Annotated in this window: 18 protein-coding genes; 6 read left to right on the top strand and 12 right to left on the bottom strand. The window is 62.0% G+C overall.

What is annotated here, in order from left to right; translation table 11 throughout:
• Positions 1-15 precede the first annotated feature (15 nt).
• The 8 genes from hflX to glyA all read right to left on the bottom strand — a co-directional run bounded on the left by hflX (position 16) and on the right by glyA (position 9,763).
• Positions 16-1,341 (bottom strand): GTPase HflX, encoded by a 1,326-nt coding sequence (gene hflX, locus OS035_RS19530; protein ID WP_097625395.1) that lies wholly within the window; start codon positions 1,339-1,341, stop codon positions 16-18.
• A 77-nt stretch (positions 1,342-1,418) separates the two neighbouring features.
• A complete protein-coding gene (gene hfq, locus OS035_RS19525; protein ID WP_003539403.1) occupies positions 1,419-1,661 on the bottom strand; it encodes an RNA chaperone Hfq in 243 nt (80 codons plus the stop codon).
• 111 nt (positions 1,662-1,772) lie between these two features.
• On the bottom strand, positions 1,773-2,636 hold the full coding sequence (locus tag OS035_RS19520) for a D-amino-acid transaminase (RefSeq protein WP_097625394.1): 864 nt from the start codon (positions 2,634-2,636) through the stop codon (positions 1,773-1,775).
• A 65-nt stretch (positions 2,637-2,701) separates the two neighbouring features.
• Positions 2,702-4,066 (bottom strand): nitrogen assimilation response regulator NtrX, encoded by a 1,365-nt coding sequence (ntrX, locus tag OS035_RS19515; protein ID WP_097625393.1) that lies wholly within the window; start codon positions 4,064-4,066, stop codon positions 2,702-2,704.
• A complete protein-coding gene (locus OS035_RS19510) occupies positions 4,056-6,323 on the bottom strand; it encodes a sensor histidine kinase NtrY-like (protein WP_097625392.1) in 2,268 nt (755 codons plus the stop codon). Before OS035_RS19510 ends, ntrX begins: the two co-directional genes overlap by 11 nt.
• A gap of 258 nt (positions 6,324-6,581) precedes the next feature.
• On the bottom strand, positions 6,582-7,478 hold the full coding sequence (gene purU / locus OS035_RS19505) for a formyltetrahydrofolate deformylase (RefSeq protein ID WP_097625391.1): 897 nt from the start codon (positions 7,476-7,478) through the stop codon (positions 6,582-6,584).
• 22 nt (positions 7,479-7,500) lie between these two features.
• Complete coding sequence (folD, locus tag OS035_RS19500) at positions 7,501-8,397, bottom strand: bifunctional methylenetetrahydrofolate dehydrogenase/methenyltetrahydrofolate cyclohydrolase FolD (RefSeq protein ID WP_097625390.1); 897 nt, start codon at positions 8,395-8,397, stop codon at positions 7,501-7,503.
• 88 nt (positions 8,398-8,485) lie between these two features.
• On the bottom strand, positions 8,486-9,763 hold the full coding sequence (gene glyA / locus OS035_RS19495; protein ID WP_331813986.1) for a serine hydroxymethyltransferase: 1,278 nt from the start codon (positions 9,761-9,763) through the stop codon (positions 8,486-8,488).
• Between the two features lie 126 nt (positions 9,764-9,889).
• On the opposite strand from glyA, the gene OS035_RS19490 reads away from it, so the two are divergent.
• The 6 genes from OS035_RS19490 to OS035_RS19465 all read left to right on the top strand — a co-directional run bounded on the left by OS035_RS19490 (position 9,890) and on the right by OS035_RS19465 (position 16,662).
• The gene (locus OS035_RS19490; RefSeq protein ID WP_097625388.1) at positions 9,890-10,786 is read left to right on the top strand and encodes a LysR substrate-binding domain-containing protein; all 897 of its coding nucleotides are present in this window, start codon (positions 9,890-9,892) and stop codon (positions 10,784-10,786) included.
• 304 nt (positions 10,787-11,090) lie between these two features.
• Complete coding sequence (locus OS035_RS19485) at positions 11,091-12,125, top strand: transporter substrate-binding domain-containing protein (RefSeq protein ID WP_097625387.1); 1,035 nt, start codon at positions 11,091-11,093, stop codon at positions 12,123-12,125.
• A gap of 57 nt (positions 12,126-12,182) precedes the next feature.
• Positions 12,183-13,397 (top strand): ABC transporter permease subunit, encoded by a 1,215-nt coding sequence (locus OS035_RS19480; RefSeq protein ID WP_097625386.1) that lies wholly within the window; start codon positions 12,183-12,185, stop codon positions 13,395-13,397.
• Entirely contained in the window at positions 13,394-14,521 is a 1,128-nt protein-coding gene (locus OS035_RS19475) for an amino acid ABC transporter permease (RefSeq protein WP_183777715.1), read from the top strand. The genes OS035_RS19480 and OS035_RS19475 overlap by 4 nt, the downstream gene beginning before the upstream one ends.
• A 25-nt stretch (positions 14,522-14,546) precedes the next feature.
• Positions 14,547-15,305, top strand: coding sequence for an amino acid ABC transporter ATP-binding protein (locus OS035_RS19470; RefSeq protein ID WP_097625384.1), 759 nt, complete (start codon positions 14,547-14,549; stop codon positions 15,303-15,305).
• Between the two features lie 34 nt (positions 15,306-15,339).
• On the top strand, positions 15,340-16,662 hold the full coding sequence (locus OS035_RS19465) for a D-serine ammonia-lyase (RefSeq protein WP_097625383.1): 1,323 nt from the start codon (positions 15,340-15,342) through the stop codon (positions 16,660-16,662).
• Positions 16,663-16,787: 125 nt separating this feature from the next.
• Here the strand turns inward: OS035_RS19465 and OS035_RS19460 are convergent, their stop codons facing one another.
• The 4 genes from OS035_RS19460 to dusB form a co-directional block, all read right to left on the bottom strand.
• A complete protein-coding gene (locus tag OS035_RS19460) occupies positions 16,788-17,777 on the bottom strand; it encodes a potassium channel beta subunit family protein (protein ID WP_097625382.1) in 990 nt (329 codons plus the stop codon).
• Positions 17,778-18,315: 538 nt separating this feature from the next.
• A complete protein-coding gene (gene ntrC / locus OS035_RS19455; RefSeq protein ID WP_097625381.1) occupies positions 18,316-19,767 on the bottom strand; it encodes a nitrogen regulation protein NR(I) in 1,452 nt (483 codons plus the stop codon).
• Positions 19,764-20,918 carry a two-component system sensor histidine kinase NtrB gene (locus tag OS035_RS19450; RefSeq protein ID WP_097625380.1) on the bottom strand — a complete coding sequence of 385 codons (1,155 nt, stop codon included), beginning with the start codon at positions 20,916-20,918 and terminating at the stop codon, positions 19,764-19,766. The genes ntrC and OS035_RS19450 overlap by 4 nt, the downstream gene beginning before the upstream one ends.
• Positions 20,915-21,931: a tRNA dihydrouridine synthase DusB gene (gene dusB / locus OS035_RS19445; protein WP_179867104.1), complete on the bottom strand. Its 1,017-nt coding sequence runs from the start codon at positions 21,929-21,931 to the stop codon at positions 20,915-20,917. The genes OS035_RS19450 and dusB overlap by 4 nt, the downstream gene beginning before the upstream one ends.
• Positions 21,932-21,947: the final 16 nt, after the last annotated feature.

The following is a 21,947-nucleotide window of genomic DNA, read 5'->3' as shown; positions in this document are numbered from 1 at the left end:
GAGAGAATAGGTGCCTTACCGCTCCCAATCTTCCTTCGAAGCCTTCGGCCCACTGCCGATGCGGCGTTCGAGTTCGGTCGCTTCGGTTTCGGAGAGGCGCAGATCGAGCGTGATCGAGCCGTCTTCATTGTCCTCGCGGCCGTCGACGATCGCGTGGTCGTAGAGCCAGGGCAGCAGCGCCAGCTTATCGACGGGAAGGCGGACTGTGGTTTCGGTCATGACGCCGGAAAGCCGGCGGCTGATCTCGTCCATCAGCGTGTCGACGCCCTCGCCGCTGACGGCTGAGACGGCTACGACATTGCTGGCGCCTGTTGATTTCTGCACCATGGTGTCGTGCACCTCTGGCTCCAGCCGGTCGATCTTGTTCCAGACCTCGATCAGCCGCTTCGCCGCTTCGGCCTCGTCGATGCCAAGATCACCAAGGATGCGCATCACGTCGGAGCTTTGGGCCTGATTGTCGGGATCGGACATATCCCGGACATGCAGGATGAGATCGGCTTCCAGCACCTCTTCCAGCGTCGCCCGGAAGGCGGCTACCAGATGGGTCGGCAGGTCGGAGATGAAACCGACGGTGTCGGACAGGATGACGGTGCGGCCGTGCGGCAGCTTCATCCGGCGCAGCGTCGGGTCGAGCGTGGCAAAGAGCATGTCTTCGGCCAGCACGCCGGCGCCGGTGATGCGGTTGAACAGGGTCGACTTGCCGGCATTGGTATAGCCGACGAGCGCCACGATCGGGTGCGGCACCTTGCGGCGCTTGGCACGGTGGAGCTGGCGGGTGCGCACGACCTGCTCCAGCTCGCGTTCGAGCTTGATGATGCGGTCCTGAAGCAACCGCCGGTCGGCTTCGATCTGGGTTTCGCCGGGGCCGCCCATGAAGCCGCCGCCGCCGCGCTGGCGTTCAAGGTGGGTCCAGCTTCTGACCAGCCGGCCCTTCTGATAATTCAGATGGGCGAGATCAACCTGCAGCGTGCCCTCCTTGGTGGAGGCGCGGCGGCCGAAGATTTCGAGAATGAGGCCCGTCCGGTCGATGACCTTGGCGTTCCATTCCTTCTCGAGATTGCGCTGCTGCACCGGTGTCAACGGGTGATCGACGATTACGAGACCGGAATCGCGCTCATCGAGCAGCGCCTTGATTTCCTCGATCTTGCCGGTGCCGAGCAATGTCGCCGGTCGCGGGTCATTGACCGGCACGATCGAGCCGCTGACGACGTCGAGGTCGATCGCCTGGGCAAGGCCCGTCGCCTCTTCGAGGCGGCTTTCCGGCGTGCGGGTCGAGGCCGATTCGGTCTGACCGCCGCGGCTGCGCGATTTCAGAACCGGCACGACGACGGTCGCGCGCATGTCGTCCCTGTGCTTGGCGGCCTCAGGGATGATCGAATCGTTCTTGGTATCGCGTGTCGAAATGACGGCTGATCCTGTTAGGACGCTGCTTCTTCGCTCTCGAACATCTGCATGGGCTGGCCCGGCATGATCGTCGAGATCGCATGCTTATACACGAGCTGCGAATGGCCGTCACGGCGAAGAAGAACACAGAAATTGTCAAAAGACGTAACAACGCCCGTGAGTTTCACGCCGTTGATCAAAAAGATTGTCAGGGAAATCTTTTGCTTGCGAACAGTATTAAGAAATAGATCCTGAAGATTCTGAGAACGTTCCGCCATCGCGCCGCTTCTTTCTTTATTGCCGACCTGAGCTGGCCGGTGGAGTATCAATCAATCTCACCATGAAAGACCGGTGGCACCCTCATTCCACCCGTCCAGCAAATCTTGGTATCAAATCGCAATCTTTTCCGCAACGTCGAAAAAGGCTTCGCGGACTTTCTGCGAAACGCTGCCCGGATGACCGTTGGCGATCGTCTGGTCATTGACGGAAACGACCGGAAAACAAATACTTGTGGCTGCGGTGAGGAAGACCTCGCGAGCCGCGAGCATCTCGGCAACCGAGAAATTCCGCTCGGCGATTTCAAGGCCGAGCTTGGCTGCGACATCTATTAAGGTGGTGCGGGTAATGCCGCGCAGGATGCCGTGTTCGGCCGGCCGCGTCACCAGCATTCCCTCGGAATCGACGATCCAGACATTGGTCGCCGCTCCTTCCTTCACCATGCCGTGGCCATCGACATAGATGGCCTCCTGGGCGCCGACCTCCTTGGCCTGCTGGCGGGCCATGGCATTGGGCAGCAGGCCGACGGACTTGATATCGACGCGGTCCCAGCGGTTGTCGGCGAGCGTGATCGCCTTGATGCCATTGGCGTTCTTGGCGGCGATGATTTTGGGATCGGTGCTCTTGGCGGTGATGACAAGCGACGGCGGCGTCCCCTTGGCCGGGAAGACATGATCGCGCCGCGCGACGCCGCGCGTTACCTGCATATAGAAAAGCCCGTTGCGGACATGGTTGCGGCGCAGTGTCTCGCGGATGACCTGTGTCAGCGCGGCCCGGCCCATCGGCCAGGCGATGCTGAGCTCACCCAGCGACCGGTCGAGACGGTTCAGATGGCGGGTGAGATCGACGATATAGCCATGGCGGACCTCGCAGACCTCGTAGACGCCGTCGGCGAACTGGTAACCGCGATCCTCGATATGCACGCTGGCATCGGAATGCTTGACGTAACGGCCATTCACATAAGCAATTCTCGGCATGGGAAACCCGGTCTTGCAGAAAGCGATAGAGGGAATGTGGCGCGGCAATGCCCGCGCCGGAAAGATCAGACGCCGAGCGACTTCAGCTTGCGGTGCAGTGCCGACCGCTCCATGCCGACGAACTCGGCAGTGCGCGAGATATTGCCGCCGAAGCGGTTAATCTGGGCGATCAGATAGTCCTTCTCGAACATCTCGCGGGCTTCGCGCAGCGGCAGCGTCATGATGTGATAGTCGTTCTTGGCGGACACCTTCGGCAGCATGTCGCCGAGATCGGTCGGTAGCATGTCGGCGGTGATCGGCGCATCCGGTCCGTCGGTGCGGGCAAGGATCATCAGCCGCTCGATATTGTTGCGCAGCTGGCGGATATTGCCCGGCCAGTCATGGGCCTGCAGCACCGCCATGGCGTCGTCGCCGATGCGGCGCGGACGGATGCCGGCCTGCTCGGAAATCTGGCGCATCAGCTGATCGACGAGGAAGGGAATATCCTCGCGCCGTTCGGCCAGCGCCGGCACGCGCACCGGCACGACGGCGAGGCGATGATAGAGATCCTCGCGGAACCATCCCTCAGTGATGCGGCTTTCGAGATTATAGGCGGTAGAGGAGATGATGCGGACGTCGACCTTGACGCGCTTGGAGCCGCCGACGCGCTCGAACTGCTGATCGACCAGCACGCGCAGGATCTTGTTCTGCGTTTCGCGCGGCATCTCGCCGACTTCGTCGAGATAGAGGATGCCGCGATGGGCTTCCTCGAGCGCGCCGATCTTGCGGGCCTGGCCGGGTGTGCCCTCGGTGCCGAACAGCGCCACCTCCATGCGATCCGGCGTGATGTTGGCGGCGTTGATCGCCACGAAGGGGCCGTTGGCGCGCGTCGACTTCTTGTGGATCATCCGCGCCACCAGCTCCTTGCCGGAGCCGGATGCGCCGAGGATCATGATGCGGCTGTTGGTCGGCGAGACCTTCTCGATCGTCTGGCGCAGCTGCGACACGGCGACCGAGGTGCCGATCAGCTCCAATGCGTCGCCGGTGCGGCGTTTCAGCTCAGAAACCTCGCGCTTCAGCTTGGAATTCTCCAACGCCCGTTCGGCGATCAGGATCAGCCGGTCGGCCTTGAAAGGCTTCTCGATGAAATCGAAGGCGCCGCGCTTGATCGCCGAGACGGCGGTCTCGATGTTGCCATGGCCTGATATCATCACGACGGGCAATTCCGGATGGCGGGTCTTGATCTCGTCGAGTAGCGACAGACCATCGAGCTTGCTGCCCTGCATCCAGATATCGAGGAAGATCAGCCGCGGTACGCGATCGGAAATTGCCGCCAGCGCGCTGTCGCTGTCATGGGCGGTGCGCGTCTCGTGCCCTTCGTCGGAGAGAATGCCGGAAACGATCTCGCGAATATCATGCTCATCGTCGACGACGAGAATATCAGAGGCCATAAACGCTTTCCTTGTCATTGGCTGCGGGGGCAGCAGGCGTCGGATCCAGGCGTGGCAGATGCACGCGGATCATGGCCCCTCTTCCCCGGTCAAAATCGGCGGGCGCATCATGCAGCTCGAGCTGCCCGCCATGTTCCTCGATGATCTTCTTGACGATGGCGAGGCCGAGGCCGGTGCCCTTCTCGCGCATCGTCATATAGGGTTCCAGAATGCTGTGGCGGTTCTCCACCGGCAGCCCGCGGCCATTGTCGATCACGTCGACGGTGAAGCGGTCGCGGTCGGCATCGAGTGCGGCGCGCACGAGAATTTTGCGTTCGTCCCGCTCGTCGCTCGGCACCGCCTCGATCGATTCCACAGCATTCTTGATGAGATTTCCGAAGGCCTGGCCGAGCATGCGGCTGTCGAACAGGCCCTCCAGCGGCTGGTCGCCGAAATCCTGCTCGAAGGTGACGTGATGGTTGCCCATCTCACGCAAGAAGATCGCGTCGCGCAGGATATCGCGCAGGTCGCTCGGCTCCTTGGTCGGCTTCGGCATGCGGGCAAAGGCGGAGAATTCGTCGACCATGCGGCCGATATCACCGACCTGGCGGATGATCGTATCGGTGCACTGATCGAAGACGGTCCGGTCGTTCGGGTCGATCTGCTTGCCGTAACGGCGCTGGATGCGCTCGGCGGAAAGCTGGATCGGGGTCAGCGGGTTCTTGATCTCATGGGCGATGCGCCGTGCCACGTCGCCCCAGGCGGTCGAGCGCTGGGCGATGACGAGGTCGGTGATGTCGTCGAGCGTGATCACATAGGATTCGCTCATATCGCGCACTTCTTCGCGGGTGACCTGCACGCTCAGTGTGCGCACCGTGCCGCCGCGCACCAACGCGATCTGCTTGCGGAAATCGCCGCGATGACGCGACGCCGCTTCGGTCAGCACGTGATCGACCTCAGGCGCGATATCGGCCAGCTGCTTGCCGAGCATCTGATCGGCCGACAGCGACATCAGCGTCTCGGCCGAACTGTTCACAATGGCGATACGGCGGTCCTGCTCGACGCCGATGACGGCGGCGGTGACGCCGGACAGCACCGCCTCGATGAAACGGCGGCGGTCGTCGACCTCGTCCTTGGCTTCGAGGATCTCGTCGCGCTGGGTACGGATTTCCGAGATCATCTTGTTGAATGTGCGCGACAGATTGGCGACGTCGCCATCGACGGCGTGCACCGGCACGACGATGTCCATATTGCCCGATGCGACGCTATCGGCTGCGGTGATCAACAGCCGGATCGGCCGGACGATGCGGTCGGCAACGGCAATCGCGGTCCAGATCGCCGCGAGCAGCACGATCAGCGCGAAGCCGATATAAAGCACCGCGAAGGCGATCTGCAGCGAGAAGCGATTGGCTTCCATCGACCGATATTCGGTGGCGTTCTCCTCCATCATGCGCATGGCGCCCATGACCTTGGGATCAACGGCGCGCACCGTATAGAGGAAGGTGCCCGGGATGGCATCGAGCTTGATGATGGCGCCGACGAGGTTGGTGACGCCTGGCGGAATGAGCGTCGGCTGGCCGGCCGCGGCCTTCTCCAGCGCGTCCTGCGGGATTGCCGGCAACGGTTTTTCAGTGGTGATGTCGGCCTGGACGACGACCGAGCCGTCGCGCTCGACGAGGAAGGAGCCGAGCAGGCCGCGACCCCTCGCCTGGCGCGTCATCAAGTCGGCAAAGCCCGTTCTATCCAGACTGTAGAGCGCGCGGTTGCGCTCCAGGTCGTTGGCCATGGAAACCGTCTGCCCCTGCAGGTAGCTGGCGTTTTCCATCATATAGGCCTGGCCGATATTGCGCGACGAGCTGACGATCGACTGGGTGCGCAGCGCAAACCAGCGGTCGAGGCCGGCATTCAGCGTGATGCTGGCAAAGATGGCAACGAGGATCGCCGGCGTGATCGCGACGATCGAGAAGAGCACGACGATGCGGATATGCAGGCGTGCAGCCGCCCGGCCGCGGGTGCGCGCCTTGAGCAGCCTTGCCACCTCACGGGCGATCAGCGCCAGCAGCGTCAGGACGAAGAAGGAATTGACGATGACCGAGGTGATGACGACATGCGACGTCGGCGCGATCGGCGTGAGGCCGAGCAGCACGAACAGTGTCGCGGTGGCGCAGAGAAGCGCGCCGCCGGCAAGTACCAGGCCGGGCACGGCGAAAAGGGCGCGGCGATCGGTCACCGTAGTCACCGCCTCGCCCGCCGCCGGCGATACCCCATCCTGCGTCATTCGGCCTCTCTTCAGACGGCACCCGCCGCCCGCGCCATCCGATCGAAACCAAAGAACGCCGGCTCAAGAAAGCCAGCGCTGGAACGACTCGATCGGGAGCGAATGTCCAAAACCCTGCGTGACCTTTAAGCAACGCATTGTGGCGAAAATGCAACGCACTCCGTCACATTGTCAAGCCGCGGATGAACGTGGTCCGTCACTCACGAGAATGGAAGTTCGATGGGTGATCCCGCTCCTGCTGACCTGAGCATGCCGCGGTCAGCCCATGCGCTCCGACGCGTAGGAGCCGGGTGAAGCAGGAAAGACGACGGTCTGGTTGCCGTTGATGAACACCCGGCCATGGATGTGGGCGTGGATGGCCCGGGCCAGCACCTGGCTTTCGACGTCGCGGCCGAGGCTGACATAGTCCTCGCCGCTCTGCGCATGGGTGACGCGGACGATGTCCTGCTCGATGATCGGGCCTTCATCGAGGTCTGCGGTGACGTAGTGCGACGTCGCGCCGATGAGCTTCACGCCCCGTTCGAATGCCTGCTTATAAGGATTGGCGCCCTTGAAACTCGGCAAGAAGGAGTGGTGGATGTTGATGATCCTGCCGGACATCTTGCGGCACATGTCGTCGGACAGGACCTGCATGTAGCGGGCCAGCACGATGAGTTCGGCGCCTGACTCCTCGACGATCTGCATCTGCTTCGCCTCGGCCTCGGGCTTGTTTTCCCTAGTCACCTTGATGCAGTGGAACGGGATGTCGTGGTTCACGACGACCCGCTGGTAATCCGTGTGGTTGGAGATCACGCCGACGATGTCGATCGGAAGCGCCCCGATGCGCCAGCGGTAGAGGAGATCGTTCAGGCAGTGGCCGAAGCGGCTCACCATCAGGATCACCTTCTTCTTCTCGCTCTCATCGAAAAATTCGGCGCTCGCCTCGAACTTCCCGGCGATCGGTTCGAAGCCCTGACGAAGCTGGTCAAGTGTATGTCCGTCATGCGGCTGGAAACTGATCCGCATGAAATAGCGTCCGGTGTCGGCGTCGTCGAATTGCGCGCTGTCGGAGATGTTGCAGCCGTTCTGGGAGAGATAGCCGGCGATGGCGGCTGTCACGCCGCGGATCGACGGGCATGCGACACGCAGAGCGTAGCGAGGGGCCGTGATGGTCATGTCTATTTCCTTGTTCGTCGTCTCAGGCCGCGGCAATCATCGCGTGATGACGGCGGAATGCGGCGAGCGTGTTGGACAGCAGGCATGCGATCGTCATCGGGCCGACGCCGCCCGGCACCGGCGTGATGGCGCGCGCGTGGCCGGCTTCGCCATATGCCACGTCGCCGACGATCCGTGATTTTTCGCCGTCCTGGATCCGATTGATGCCGACGTCGATCACGACGGCGCCGGGTTTGATCCAGTCACCACGAACCAAGCCTGCCCGACCTGCCGCGACGACAAGAATGTCGGCTGTCCGGCAGAGCTCCGCCGCGTTCCTTGTCTGCGAGTGAACGACCGTGACGGTACAGTGGGCATTCATCAGCATCTGCGCCATCGGCTTTCCGACGATGTTGGACTTGCCGACGATGACGGCATGAAGGCCGGAGAGGCTCTCGCCGAGCGTATCCTTAATGAGCATCATGCAGCCGAGCGGCGTACAGGGAATCAAAGCCGGGTTGCCGGTGGCAAGGCGGCCGGCATTCGATACATGGAAGCCGTCGACATCCTTGTCGGGATTGATGGCCTGGATCACGGAGTTCGGATCCAAATGCGCCGGCAGCGGCAACTGAACAAGAATTCCATGTACTTCTGCATCGTTGTTAAGGTGATGCACGAGGTCAAGAAGTTCGCCCTGCGTGGTTTCCTGAGCAAGCCGATATTCGAAGGACCGCATCCCGGCGGCAACGGTCTGACGGCGCTTTGAACTCACGTAGATTGCGCTTGCCGGGTCGTGCCCCACCAGAACGACGGCCAGACCGGGAACGGTTCCAGTCGTTGCCTTGAGCGTTTCGACATCGGTCTTGATGCGCTCGAGGAGCCCTGCTGCGTACGCTTTGCCGTCGATGTTTGCGGCGCGTGTGAATCTGTCCATTCCCATGGTGTGCTCCATTGCATCCAAGCTCCAACCGGCAAAATGCCGCGCCTAGCGATGTGGGCGGGGCATTTCCGCATCGTGGGTACGTTGCCTAGTGGCCGTAGACCGGGAACTTCTCGGTTAATTCCGCGATCTTCGCCCGGGCGGTTCCGACGATCTCGTCGGTCCTGCCCTCTGTTTCGGCGTCGATGAGATCCGCGATGACATGGCCGAGGACCCGGAATTCCTCCTCCTTCAGGCCGCGCGTCGTCGCAGCGGACGAGCCAAGGCGCATGCCCACCCACTCCGGAGGACGGGGACTGTCGCCGGGGATCGGGTTCTTGTTGGATGTGATGTTCGCCTTGGCGAGCAGCGTCTCGGCCTGTTTTCCAAGCAGTCCCTTGCTCGACAGATCGAGCAGGATGATGTGGGTGTCGGTGCCGCCGGAAACGATGCGAATACCACGATCGGCAAGCGTTTCGGCGAGGACTTTCGCGTTCGCCACGACCTGGCGGGCATAGACCTTGAAATCGTCGCGGAGGGCTTCGCCCAAGCAGATCGCCTTGGCGGCCAGGACGTTGCTGTGCAGCGAGCCCTGGACGCCGGGAAACACTGCCGCTTGCAGCTTCTTGTACCATTCCTCGTTGTTCGTGAGGATCAGGCCGCCACGCGGACCGCGCAGCGTCTTGGTCGTGGTGCAGGTCACGATGTCGGCATGCGGGAACGGCGAAGGATGGACGCCGCCTGCAACAAGGCCGGCGATATGGGCCATATCCACCAGGAAGTGGGCGCCGACCTTCTTTGCGATCTTCGACATGCGCTCGAAGTCGAGTTCGCGCGGATATGCCGAACCACCGGTGATCAGCAGCTTCGGGCGGATCTCTTCGGCGATGCGCTCCATCTCATCGAGGTCGATGACCTCGTTCTGCGGGTTGACGCTGTAATTGTTGGCGTCGAACCAGCGGCCCGACAGGTTCGCCTTCATGCCGTGCGACAGGTGGCCACCGGCCGCAAGGTCCAGCGATAGCACCTTTCCGCCTGGCTTCAGCAGCAGGAAGAAGACGGCAAGGTTGGCCTGCGTCCCCGAATGCGGCTGGACGTTGGCGTAGCCGCAATTGAACAGCTGCTTGGCGCGGTCGATCGCGGCCTGTTCGGCAATGTCGACGAACTGCCCGCCACCGTGAAAACGGTTGCCCGGATAGCCTTCGAGCGTCTTATTGGTGATCTCGTGCCCCAAGGCGTCCAGAACCGCACGGCTGACGATATTCTCCGAAGCGATGAGCTCAATCTGGTTCTGCTGGCGGGCCCGCTCGGACGCGAGGGCATCGGCGACGAGTGGATCAGCCTCCTGGACGGTGGTGTTGAAATGCACCCTTGCAGCGTTGGTCATCTGAGTTCTCCAATTCCTCGAATTCGTGAGGCGGACCCTAGATCGATCGAAACACCAGAAAAAGTTAATAATATTTGCTTATACGTTCAGACATGCTAATGATTTCGGAGCTGCGAGGAGGTCGAAATGGATGTCGGACGTCTGCGGGCGCTGCGCGAACTGTCGATCCGCAAGACCATGGCCGCGGTGGCAGAAGCCTTGCATGTCTCGCCGTCGGCCGTGTCGCAACAAATTGCGCTTCTTGAAGAAGAGGTCGGCATACGGCTCGTCGAGCGACGCGGCCGGGGCGTTGTCATGACGCCCGCCGGCCAGCAGCTGGTGCTGCGGGCAGAGAAGATCCTCATCGAAATCGAATCGGCGAAAGCAGACATCGCTGAATTGAAAAGCGTCGTTTCCGGCGAACTTCGGGTGGCGGCGTTTCCTTCCGTGGCCGCCGCCCTCATTCCGAAGGTCGTCTACGATCTCGCCGAACGGCACCCTCACCTCACCGTCCAGTTCGAAGAAATGGAGCCGGGCGAAAGCGTTGCCGCGCTGCGCAGCTGGCAGACTGACGTCGCGATTATCGATGACTTGAACATACCGACCGGCGCGCTCGATCCCAACATCGAGACGATCTTCCTGATGGAGGACGTCTTCAACGTCATGGTCTCGAGGGATCACAGGCTGTCGGAGCGGCCGACCGTCGGCCTGCATGAGCTTCGGGATGAGCGGTGGGCGATCGACACCGCGTCCGACACCTATACGAGGATGCTGGTGGAAGCCTGTCAGGAAGAGGGCTTCAAGCCCAACATCGTAGCGAGATGCAAAGGTTTCGAAGTGACCATCGCGCTAATCCGGCAGAATTACGGCATCTCGATCCTGCCTGGCCTGCGCGCCAGCTACGATCTCGAAGACGTCTGGGTCTGCAGGCTCGTTCCGGAAATCCGCCGGAGGATATTTATCGCCTTCCGGACAGAGGAAAAGCGCAGTCCGGCCCTTCAGGCGTTCCTCGACCGGATGGCCGAGAAGCCGCCCCTCTCCTGACGCCGGGTGCCGGCGCACCGAGCACCACCCCGATAAACCTCACGGGGGCATCGGGGCAAAACCAACAGATTTCCTAATGTATCACCTCAGGAGAATTAAGTAGATTTGAAGAGACCCCGCTCCTACTGTCCATCTGCCAATTGATGGGACTGGGAGCGAGGATCGCACGCAGACCTTGGCCAATAATGGGAACGACGTATTCAGAAAGGCGATAACGCCTCCAGCGTCTTACCGGACTTTCGATCGAGCCATTGCTCATTGATTTGGCGTCACCGTCACTATGCGATCCGAAAGGGGAACTTCGATGAAACTACTCAAAATCCTGACTGCCGGCGTTTTCGCAGGCGTTGCGTTCACGGCGGCCAATGCTTCCGCTTCCGTTCTCGACACGGTCAAGCAGCGCGGTGTGCTCAACTGCGGCACCGATAACACCGCTCCCGGCTTCGGGTATCTCAATACCACGACCGGACAGATGGAAGGGCTCGATGTCGACTTCTGCAAGGCGGTTGCCGCCGGCGTTCTCGGCGACGCCGCCAAGGTCAAGTTCATCACGGTGACCGACAAGAGCCGCTTTGACGCAGTTCTCACCGGCCAGGTCGATGTCGTCTTCGCCCACACCACGATCAAACCGGCGCGTGAATCGTCAATCGCGATCGATTTTCTGCCGATCAACTTCTACGACGGTACCGGCCTCATGGTGAAAACTGATGCCGGGATCAAGGAATTCGCAGACCTCGATGGTGCAACAATCTGCACCACCCAGGGATCGGCCACCGAGACGGTTCTGGCTGCTGTCTTCAAGGCGCGTGGTTGGAAGGACTCCAAGGTCCTGACCTATGAAAACCTCGAGAAGCTTTTCTCCGCGCTCAACTCGGGTCGTTGCAATGCGATGAGCACCGACAAATCAGCTCTTGCCGCCTGGGCGGGGAATGCACCGAAGCCAGCCGACTATCTGATCCTCCCGGATACGCTGGACAAGTCTCCGTTCGGCGGCTTCGTGGCTGCCAACGACTCCAAGTGGCGCAATGCGCTGCGCTGGATCGAGTACGGCCTCTTCCAGGCCGAGGAGTCCGAGATCACCCAGGCCAATCTGGCCGAAAAGCTGAAGAGCGAGGATCCCTTCATTCAGAAGTTCCTCGGCAGCAATGGCGGCGGCTACGGCAAGGACTTCGGCCTCTCCGACGACTTCATGGCTCAGGCGATCAAGGCCGTCGGCAACTACGGCGAGGCCTATGATCGCAACCTCGGTCCGAAGACCAAGATGTATCTCGACCGCAGGGGCACGCCGAACGCCTTGTGGACGCAGGGTGGCGCAATCTACTCGCCGCTCTGGAACTGACGCCGGCCGGGGGTCGGAACCATGTCGTTCCGCCCCCCAAGCACTTGGAGCCTGAACATGACAATCCACGAAACGAGTGCGATCCACGGCATGCCAGACAACGATAGGCTGAGGTCGCTGCGCCTGCGCAATCGCATCCGGCACGAAGCGATCCAGCTGGGAATCGTCGCTCTGGTCGTCGTGCTGCTCGGCATCCTGGCATATGCGGTCAAGGCGGGGCTTGCCGAGAAGGGCATACGGTTCAGCTTCTCGTTTCTTGCTAACACCGCCGGCTTCGATATTAGCGAAGGATTAACGCTGACGTCTGTTGAAGGCTTCGTCCCCAACCTCGCCCAGTTCTCTTCGGAGATGTCGATCGCGTCGGCTTTCGTCACAGGCATTTTCAACACCGCCAAGATCGCACTGCTGGCGATCATCCTCAGCACGATCCTCGGAACGATGCTCGGCGTCGGCCGTCTGTCGACCAACTGGGTGGTGAGAAATCTCTGTTTCTGGATCGTCGAATTCGTTCGCAACACGCCGCTGCTCATACAGCTTGTCTTCTGGTATTTCGCGGTCGTACTGCACTTTCCGCCAATGGCGTCTGCAGCAAAGCTCTACGGTGGCCTTATCGTCAGCCAGCAAGGCATATACCTCCCCACGCTGTCCTGGACCGGCGGCGCATCCACCCTTTCGCTGATCCTGGTCACCGCCACAGGAGTGTCGGCGCTCGGCGCAATATTCGACCCCATCCGTGGAGCGCGGCGGATATGCGTCGGCGCGGCGGTCGTCTGCCTCGGGCTGCTGGTCGCGACCGGCGGGATGATCGTGAATTTCCCCGTCGCCAACAAGTTCAAGGCCAGCGGGGGAACGAGCATCAGCCCGGAGATGGCAGCCCTTCTCGTTGCCGTCGTCGTGAGCAGCGCTTCCTTCATCGCCGAAACCGTCCGCGGCGCGATCGACGCTCTTCCGAAGGCCCAATGGGAAGCCGCCGGATCGCTGGGGCTCAGCCGGCGCGACACCGTCAACGACATCATCCTTCCGCAAGTGTTCCGCGTCGTTCTCCCCTCCTTCGGCAATCAGTATATCAGCCTGACCAAAAACACCGCGCTCGGGATCGCGGTCGGATTTCCGGATCTGTTCAACATTTACGGGACGATCGCCAATCAGACCGGCCACAGCCTTGAAGGCATCATCATCGTCATGGCGTCCTACCTGGTCCTCAGCTGGATCATCAGTTCGTCGGTGTACTGGGCGAACCGCCGTCTTAACCCCATGGGAGTGTCGCAATGATCGCCACCTCAATAAAATGGACCCGCCACAACCTGTTTGGAAAGCCTTTCGACGTCGCCCTGTCGCTGCTGGTCATTCCGGGCGTTCTCTGGATTGCCTGTTCGATCCTTGACTGGGCGCTCACCACGGCAAGGTGGGATATCATCGTGCAGAGCCTGCGGGTGCTGATGATCGGCGTTTTTCCAGCCGATCAGGCGTGGCGCGCATGGACGGCGTCGGCGATCATGGCAGCGACCCTCGGCGCCGGTCTCGGCTGCGTGTTTTCGTTCAAGCCTCACCATGGGCTGGTTCTCGCTCTCGTTCCCTTGTTGATTTTGATCGTCGATCATGGCGATCCGCAGAACGCCCTGTCCGCGGCAGGCATCGTTGCCGCAACCTCGCTGGGATGGGTGCTGACGTCGTATGTGCCATTGTCCAGGAAGGCGATGCCTGCTGCGGCGTTTACGGGCTTCATCGTCGTCGTTGCGGTCATGGCCCCTCCGGGCGTGGAGCTCTGGGGCGGACTTCTTCTCAGCGTCCTGCTGACGCTGGTGACGTCGGTCCTGTCTCTGCCGATCGGCATCCTGCTCGCGTTCGGACGGCAGAGCCGGCTCTCAAGTCTCAGGATCATCTGCACCTGGTACATCGAAGTCATGCGCTCGGTGCCGCTCATCCTCGTCGTTTACTGGATCTGGATTCTCATGCCGGTCCTTGCACCGCAGTTGGGACTGGCCGACGTCGCGCGCGGCATGATCGGCTTCACGATCTTCTACTCCGCCTATGTCGCCGAATATGTCCGAAGCGGGCTTCAGGCGGTTCCGCGCGCCCAGACCGAGGCGGCAAGGTCTCTCGGCATCAGCGAATTCGACATCAACCGCTCGATCGTTCTGCCACAGGCGCTCCGGGTCGTGGTGGCGCCGCTGGTCGGCAACGTGCTCGACATCTTCAACTCCGCGCCGCTCGTCTTCATCATCGGGCTGACGGATTTTCTCCGCGCGGGGCAGATGATCCTGGCGAACCCGCAATATGGCGACCGGACTTTCGAAGTCCTCTCGTTCCTGCTCGTCACCTATTTCCTGGTCGGCTCGATGATCACCTATGCCGCCAGAAAGCTCGAAGACCATATGGCAACGAGTGCGCGCTGAGCTGTTCCAACACGGAGACATCACGATGAACGCCATCGTCGAAATGAAAAGCATGAACAAGTTCTACGGCGCCCACCATGTGCTCAAGGACATCGATCTCGCCGTCACACGCGGTGAAGTCATGGTCATCCTCGGGGCCAGTGGCTCAGGAAAGTCGACCCTCATCCGCTGCGTCAACGGCCTCGAAATGTACCAGACCGGCAGCCTCGTCGTGGACGGCTATGACATGCCGGTCGAGGCCGACCGGAAGCTCGGCGGAGAACGCGAACTCGCGGCGATCCGTAAGGGCGTCGGCATGGTATTCCAGCAATTCGGCCTGTTCCCGCACAAGACGGTGCTGGACAATATCGCCATCGCGCCGATGCGGGTCCGCAAAAAGTCGCGGGAAGAAGCCGAAGCGACCGCCATGAAGCTCCTCGACCGCGTCGGCCTCAAGGCGCATGCGCACAAATATCCGGGCCAGTTGTCCGGCGGTCAGCAGCAACGCGTGGCCATCGCCCGCTCGCTCGCCATGGAGCCGCATTTGATGCTGTTCGACGAGCCCACCAGCGCGCTCGATCCGGAAATGGTCGGCGAAGTCCTCGACGTCATGCGGGAACTGGCCGCCGAAGGCATGACCATGATGGTGGTGACGCACGAAATGGGTTTCGCCAGAGAGGTCGCCGACCGCGTCGTTTACATCGACCAAGGCTCGATCATCGAGGTCGGGAAGCCGGACGAGTTCTTCGAAAATCCGAAAAACGACCGGGCTCGCTCTTTCCTCGCCCGCGTCCTGAGACACTGACCAACCGCAGCCCGGCTCACGAATGGAAATGTCCATGAACACGATACTCCCCAGTGATCCTGCTCGCGATGATGTTCTCGCAGGCCGCCCCACCCTCTGGCTCAATCCATCCTATCGGAAACAGGCGATCGACACCTCGGACCTGCCGGTTTCACCGGCCGACGTGCAGAGCGCGCGCCAGAACTGGCAGCGCTTGGCGCCGGTTCTTGCCGAATGCTTTCCGGAACTGAAGGATACGGGCGGCGAGATCCGCTCCGAACTGGTGGAACTCAAGAAACTCCGCGAGGCGCTCGGCTACCGAACGAGAGAGTTCGGCAACGTCTTCATCAAGGCCGACAGCCACCTGCCGGTTGCCGGCTCCATCAAGGCGCGCGGCGGCGTCTACGAGGTTTTCCTCTTTGCAGAAGGCCTCGCCCGTCAGAAGGGACTGCTCGGCGCCGGCGAGGATATCCGGAAGCTGGCAACGGAAGAGGCCCGCTCGTTATTTTCAGGCCATACCGTGGCGGTGGGCAGCACCGGCAATCTCGGCTTGAGCGTCGGCATCGCCGCGCGCGCGCTTGGCTTCAAAGCCACGGTCCACATGTCGTCCGACGCCAAGGCCTGGAAGGTCGAGCGCCTGCGGAAGCTCGGCGTCGATGTCATCCAGCACGAGGCTGACTATACGACCGCCGTCGAAAACGCCCGCGACATCGCCGACACCGACCCAACGATCTATTTCGTCGACGACGAGCAGTCTCGGCACCTGTTCCTCGGCTACAGCGCGGCGGCGTCAGAGCTGGCAACGCAGCTCGACGAGCGCGGGATCACGATCGACGAGGAAAATCCGCTTTTCCTCTACTTGCCCTCCGGCATCGGCGGCGCACCGGGGGGCGTCGCCTTCGGCGCCAAGGCGATCTTCGGCGACAATGTGCACGCCTTCTTCGTCGAGCCGGTGCAGTCGCCCTGCGCCCTCGTCCACATGATGTCGGGTTCGCAGGAGCTGGTGTCGGTCTATGACGTCGGCCTGACCAACAAGACCGAAGCCGACGGCATGGCCGTCGCCCGTATGTCGGCCTTCGTGGCCAAAGTGATGCGAGAGATGCTCGCCGGCGTCTACACGACCGCCGACAATGATCTGTTCAAACTGCTTCGCATGGCGTGGATCACCCAAAGGCAGAAGCTGGAGCCTTCGGCCGCCGCCGCCTTGCTCGGGCCCGACTTCCTCTTGCGCCACAGCGAAGGCCGGCGTTTCCAGGCTGAACAGGGCGTTGCGGAGAAGATGTCGCGAGCGACGCACGTGCTCTGGACGACAGGCGGCTCGTTCGTCCCGGAGGAGCAGTTCCAGAACTTTCTCCGTCAGGCGGAAGCCCTCGCGTAGTCCCGCATGCCGAATGGTGCCACAGGCGCGGGTCGGGAACGATCCGCGCCTGTCGACCTGATGCCGCAGCCTTTAGGTCTCTATTTTCATGCAGGTCGTTAGCGCAAAGTCTCGCGCGACAGGTTCTAGAATCGACGCGGGGCTTCCGGTTTGTTTCCGACGATCCCATCGATCCGGTCCAGTACCTCAGGCGTCATCTTCTGCCTGTGGGACAGGGCCGCAAGATTGTCCTGCAGCTGGCTGGCGCGCGAGGCGCCGAGAATGACGGTGGAGACGTTGCGGTTGGCGAGGCACCACAGCAGGGCGAGATGGGTGATCGACAGGCCGATCTCGTCGGCAAGCTTGGCGAGTTCGCCAACCTGTTTGAGCTGGGCGCGGCCGGCATCGCTGGACCACTTCTCTTTCAGCCATTCGTAGCCCGGCAGGTTCATACGGCTGTCGGCCGGCACACCGTTATTGTATTTGCCGGTCAGGACGCCTGAGGCGAGCGGAGACCAGATCGTGGTGCCGAGGCCGATGAGGTCGTAGAGCGGCAGATAATCGGATTCGACCTTGTGGCGTTCGAAGATATTGTACTGCGGCTGCTCCATGGTCGGCGGCGTGATGCGCAGATCGCGGGCCACGGCATAGGCTTCCGTCAGTTGCTGCGCCGACCATTCCGAGGTGCCCCAATAGAGCACCTTGCCCTGGGCGACAAGATCGTGCATCGCCCGGACCGTTTCCTCGACCGGCGTGTCGATATCCGGGCGATGGCAGAAATAGAGGTCGAGGTAATCGACCTGAAGTCTCTTCAACGCGGCATGGCAGGCATCGGTCACGTGCTTGCGCGAAAGGCCGCGCTGCGTCGGCTTCTGGCCTCCCCAGAACACCTTGCTGGAGACGACGAAGCTGTCGCGGCTCCAGCCAAGCGATTTCAGCGCCTCGCCCATGACGATCTCGGACTTGCCGCTTTCGTATCCTTCGGCATTGTCGAAGAAGTTCACCCCATTGTCATAGGCAAGCTTCATCAGGTCGACGGCGTCGCCACCATTGACCTGCTTGCCGAATGTCACCCATGAGCCGAAGGAGAACTCGCTCACTTGCAGACCCGACTTTCCCAGACGACGATATTCCATCATGCAGCTCCTGAAAAACGTGCCGGCCGCTCGCCGGCATTGCGCGATCGATCGACGACCGACTCGCGTAATCTATGGCATGAACGTCGATATGCGAGGAGCGGAAAGCAAAAGGGCGCTCGACGACATCAGCCGGAGCGCCCGTTGCATGCAATCGACGACGTTTGCGGCGGAGGTCGACAGCAGCTGAGGCAGATGACGAGATTCGGAACGGATTGGCAACATGCAAGTGGAGTTGCGGACGTTATCGCCCGCCGATCGCCCGGGTCATCCACCTGTTATCCACAGCCTATCCACAGGCACGGCGGCTACGACCACAGCAACTTCAATGACATTCGCCGGGCGGCAATCCGCACGTCGCAAATGCTCTGTGACCGTTGAATGACACTGCGCTTTTGTTTGTCCGCCCGGATATAAACCGCGACCCGGCTCAGCTAGATTCAATTCTCTTCCCGACCGTGGCGGCGGACGCCGGGAGGAAGTGGGCGGTGGGCAACATGAGGGCCCGCCGCCCTCTTTTCATTCAGCCAGTTTTCATTCAGGCGGTGCGCGAGCTTCTATAGACCGAGACACCAAGCTCCCTGATTTTCTTGCGCAGCGTGTTGCGGTTGAGGCCGAGAAGATCGGCCGCCTTGATCTGGTTGCCGCGCGTTGCCGTCAGCGCAGCGAGGATCAGCGGATATTCCATTTCCGTCAGCACGCGGTCGTAGAGGCCGGGCGGCGGCAGGTTTTCGCCGAAGCCCGAGAAATAGGTGCGCATATTCTCCTCGACGGCCTGGGCAATCGTCATCGAGCCGCTGCGCATCGGACCCTTGTCGATCGGGCTGTCGGGCACGTCGGAGCGAAGTTCCGCGTCGATGATCTCGCGGGTGATGACATCCTGAGGATAGAGCGCCATCAGGCGGCGGATGAGGTTTTCCAGCTCGCGGACATTGCCCGGCCAGGCATAGGCCTTCATCAGTTCCAGCGCTTCCTGATCGAAGCGCTTGGAGCCGAGTCCCTCCTTCTCCGCCTGCTGGATGAAATGGCGCACGAGATCGGGAATGTCCTCGGCGCGGTCGCGCAGCGGCGGCAGGCGCAGCGGCACGACGTTGAGGCGATAATAGAGATCCTCGCGGAAGAGGCCTTGGTTGATCGCCTGTTTCAAATCTTTGTTGGTGGCGGCGACGATGCGCACGTCGGTGCGGATTGGCGTACGGCCGCCGACGGTGGTGTATTCGCCCTGCTGCAGCACGCGCAGGAGCCGGGTCTGGGCGTCCATCGGCATGTCGCCGATTTCGTCGAGGAACAGCGTGCCGCCTTCGGCCTGCTCGAAGCGGCCGGTCGATCGGGTCTGCGCGCCGGTGAAGGCGCCCTTCTCGTGGCCGAAGAGTTCGGATTCGATCAGGTCGCGCGGGATTGCCGCCATGTTGATCGCGACGAAGGGGCCGTTGCGGCGCTTGCCGTAATCATGCAGGGCGCGGGCGACGAGCTCCTTGCCGGTGCCGGATTCGCCGGTGATCATCAGCGTCAGGTCGGTCTGCATCAGCCGGGCGAGCACGCGGTAGATTTCCTGCATCGCCGCCGAGCGGCCGACGAGCGGCATGCCATCCTGCATGTCCTCTTCGAGCTTGGCGGGCTTGCGCTTCGGCTCGGCGAGCGCCCGGCCGATAATGCCGATCAGCTCGGTGAGATCGAAGGGTTTCGGCAGATAGTCGTAGGCACCCTTCTCCGAGGCCTTGATGGCGGTCATGAAGGTGTTCTGCGCGCTCATGACGAGGACGGGCAGATCGGGACGCGCCTTTTTGATACGCGGCAGCAGATCGAAGGCATTTTCGTCGGGCATCACCACGTCGGTAACGACGAGATCGCCCTCACCCGCCGAAATCCAGCGCCAGAGGGTAGCGGCGTTGGAGGTGATGCGAACGTCATAGCCGGCGCGGCTCAAAGCCTGGTTGAGCACGGTGCGGATGGCCGCATCATCATCTGCAACGAGGATCGTAGCTGTCATCGAGAAGGTCCTGTCGAGCTTGCGGAAGAGGCGTCTTCGAGCGAGGCGTCCTTCGACGCCGGCATAAGGACGCGGAATGTCGTGCGGCTATTCTGGCTGTCGCATTCGATGATGCCGCCGTGATCGCCGATGATCTTGGCGACCAACGCCAGGCCGAGGCCGCTGCCGTTAGTCTTGGTGGTGATGAACGGATCGAAAAGATGCGGCAGCAGATCGGCGGGAACGCCAGGACCGTTATCGTGGACGCAGAACTCCAGCGGCAGCGAGATCTTTTCGCGCGTGCCGGCGACCGAAAGGCGGATGCCCGGGCGATAGGCGGTCGTCAGCATGATTTCGCCGTCCGGCCGGTCACCGACCGCTTCGGCAGCATTTTTCACCAGATTGAGGAAGACCTGCACGAGCTGATCCCGATTGGCATAGACGGCCGGCAGCGACGGGTCGTAACTCTCGGTCACGCGGATGTTGCGGGCAAAACCCGCCTTGGCGACGGCCTTCACGTGATCGAGCACGGAATGGATATTGACCGGCATGCGGTCGACCGGACGCTCGTCGGAAAAGACTTCCATGCGGTCGACCAGCGAGACGATGCGGTCGGTTTCATCGCAGATCAGCCGGGTCAGCGCCCGGTCGTCGTCGATTGCAGACTGTTCGAGAAGCTGGGCGGCACCGCGGATGCCGGAGAGCGGGTTCTTAATTTCGTGCGCCAGCATCGAAGCGAGGCCGGTCACCGAACGGGCGGCGGCGCGATGCGTCAGCTGCCGGTCGATCTTGTCGGCCATCGAGCGTTCCTGAAAGACGATGACGACGGCGCCGGGTTCGCTGAGCACCGGGGCGACGTAGAGGTCGACAAGCTTGTCCTGGCCGAGACGCGGCGAACTCAGGTCGACGCGATATTCGTTGACCGGGGCCTTGCGCTCCCGCACCTGGTCGATCAGGGCGAGCAGCGGGCTGCCGAAGGGAATGAAGGTCGAGATGCGGTAACGCGCCAGATGCGAGGCGCTGGCGCCGAAGAAGGCCTCCGCCTCCCAATTGGCGAAAACGACGAAGCCGGATTCGTCGACCATGACGACGGGGTTCTGGATGGCGTTGAGCACGGCCATGGCGACGGTCCCGCCGGCCTGATCGGGCGGAGAAGTCGTATCCTTCGTCATGCCGCCTCCCGGCTGTCGACAACACCCGATGCCAATGCCTCGTAAAGGCGCGCGGCCACCTCGCGCGGATCGCGCGAGGTCATGATCACAGCCTTGTCGCCGCCGGCGAGATCAGCGGCGAAACGGTCGAGATACCAGCCGAGATGCTTGCGGGCGTGGCGGATCGCCACCGCCTCTCCGTAGAAATCCAGCATCATCGTGTAATGTTCGACGGCGATATCGGCGATCTCGTGTGGCGGAGGCTCCGCTGCACCGGCAAGCACACCGGCATGCCACGGCCTGCCTTGGCAGCCCCTGCCGATCATGACGGCATCGGCGCCGGAGCGGCGCAATATTTCCTGCGCGTCCTCGGCCGTTTCGACATCGCCATTGGCGATCAGCGGAATGGAGATTTCTTCACGGACGGGACGGATCGCATCCCAATCGGCGCGGCCTTCATAGAATTGCATGCGGGTGCGCCCATGAATGGTCACGAGCTGTATGCCGGCCGCCTCGGCGCGGCGCGCAATCTCGGGCGCGTTGATGGAGCTCTCGTCCCAGCCGAGGCGCATCTTCAGCGTCACGGGAATATCGACGGCCTTGACCGTCGCCTCGATGAGGCCGAGCGCGTGATCGGGATCGCGCATCAACGCCGAGCCGGAGTAACCGCCGATCACCTTCTTTGCCGGGCAGCCCATATTGATGTCGATGATATCGGCGCCATGATCGGCAGCGATCTTCGCCGCCTCCGCCATCCAATGCGCCTCGCGGCCGGCAAGCTGCACCATATGCGGCCGGAAGCCTGCGGCTTTGAGCCGCGACCAGGATTCGGCCGTGTCGTTGACCAGTTCGCGGCTCGCCACCATTTCGGTCACGACGAGGCCGGCGCCGAAGCGCCAGGCGAGTTCGCGGAAGGGCATGTCCGTGACGCCGGACATCGGCGCCAGAACGACGCGGTTCCGCACGGATACGGATCCGATTCGGAAAGGCGCTGCGAGGTCCTTGGAAATCAAATGATTATCTTTCGGGCACACTATAGAACTGCATGAT

This window comes from Rhizobium sp. 268 (assembly GCF_036571585.1).
Taxonomy (GTDB): Bacteria; Pseudomonadota; Alphaproteobacteria; order Rhizobiales; family Rhizobiaceae; genus Rhizobium; species Rhizobium redzepovicii.
This window is presented reverse-complemented; position numbering and strand designations above follow the sequence as displayed.

What these genes read in the sequence shown, in the direction of transcription:
- hflX (WP_097625395.1), bottom strand. Translation starts at nt 1,341, where the DNA reads ATGCGCGCGACCGTCGTCGTGCCGGTTCTGAAATCGCGCAGCCGCGGC.
- hfq (WP_003539403.1), bottom strand. Translation starts at nt 1,661, where the DNA reads ATGGCGGAACGTTCTCAGAATCTTCAGGATCTATTTCTTAATACTGTT.
- OS035_RS19520 (WP_097625394.1), bottom strand. Translation starts at nt 2,636, where the DNA reads ATGCCGAGAATTGCTTATGTGAATGGCCGTTACGTCAAGCATTCCGAT.
- ntrX (WP_097625393.1), bottom strand. Translation starts at nt 4,066, where the DNA reads ATGGCCTCTGATATTCTCGTCGTCGACGATGAGCATGATATTCGCGAG.
- OS035_RS19510 (WP_097625392.1), bottom strand. Translation starts at nt 6,323, where the DNA reads ATGACGCAGGATGGGGTATCGCCGGCGGCGGGCGAGGCGGTGACTACG.
- purU (WP_097625391.1), bottom strand. Translation starts at nt 7,478, where the DNA reads ATGACCATCACGGCCCCTCGCTACGCTCTGCGTGTCGCATGCCCGTCG.
- folD (WP_097625390.1), bottom strand. Translation starts at nt 8,397, where the DNA reads ATGGGAATGGACAGATTCACACGCGCCGCAAACATCGACGGCAAAGCG.
- glyA (WP_331813986.1), bottom strand. Translation starts at nt 9,763, where the DNA reads ATGACCAACGCTGCAAGGGTGCATTTCAACACCACCGTCCAGGAGGCT.
- OS035_RS19490 (WP_097625388.1), top strand. Translation starts at nt 9,890, where the DNA reads ATGGATGTCGGACGTCTGCGGGCGCTGCGCGAACTGTCGATCCGCAAG.
- OS035_RS19485 (WP_097625387.1), top strand. Translation starts at nt 11,091, where the DNA reads ATGAAACTACTCAAAATCCTGACTGCCGGCGTTTTCGCAGGCGTTGCG.
- OS035_RS19480 (WP_097625386.1), top strand. Translation starts at nt 12,183, where the DNA reads ATGACAATCCACGAAACGAGTGCGATCCACGGCATGCCAGACAACGAT.
- OS035_RS19475 (WP_183777715.1), top strand. Translation starts at nt 13,394, where the DNA reads ATGATCGCCACCTCAATAAAATGGACCCGCCACAACCTGTTTGGAAAG.
- OS035_RS19470 (WP_097625384.1), top strand. Translation starts at nt 14,547, where the DNA reads ATGAACGCCATCGTCGAAATGAAAAGCATGAACAAGTTCTACGGCGCC.
- OS035_RS19465 (WP_097625383.1), top strand. Translation starts at nt 15,340, where the DNA reads ATGAACACGATACTCCCCAGTGATCCTGCTCGCGATGATGTTCTCGCA.
- OS035_RS19460 (WP_097625382.1), bottom strand. Translation starts at nt 17,777, where the DNA reads ATGGAATATCGTCGTCTGGGAAAGTCGGGTCTGCAAGTGAGCGAGTTC.
- ntrC (WP_097625381.1), bottom strand. Translation starts at nt 19,767, where the DNA reads ATGACAGCTACGATCCTCGTTGCAGATGATGATGCGGCCATCCGCACC.
- OS035_RS19450 (WP_097625380.1), bottom strand. Translation starts at nt 20,918, where the DNA reads ATGACGAAGGATACGACTTCTCCGCCCGATCAGGCCGGCGGGACCGTC.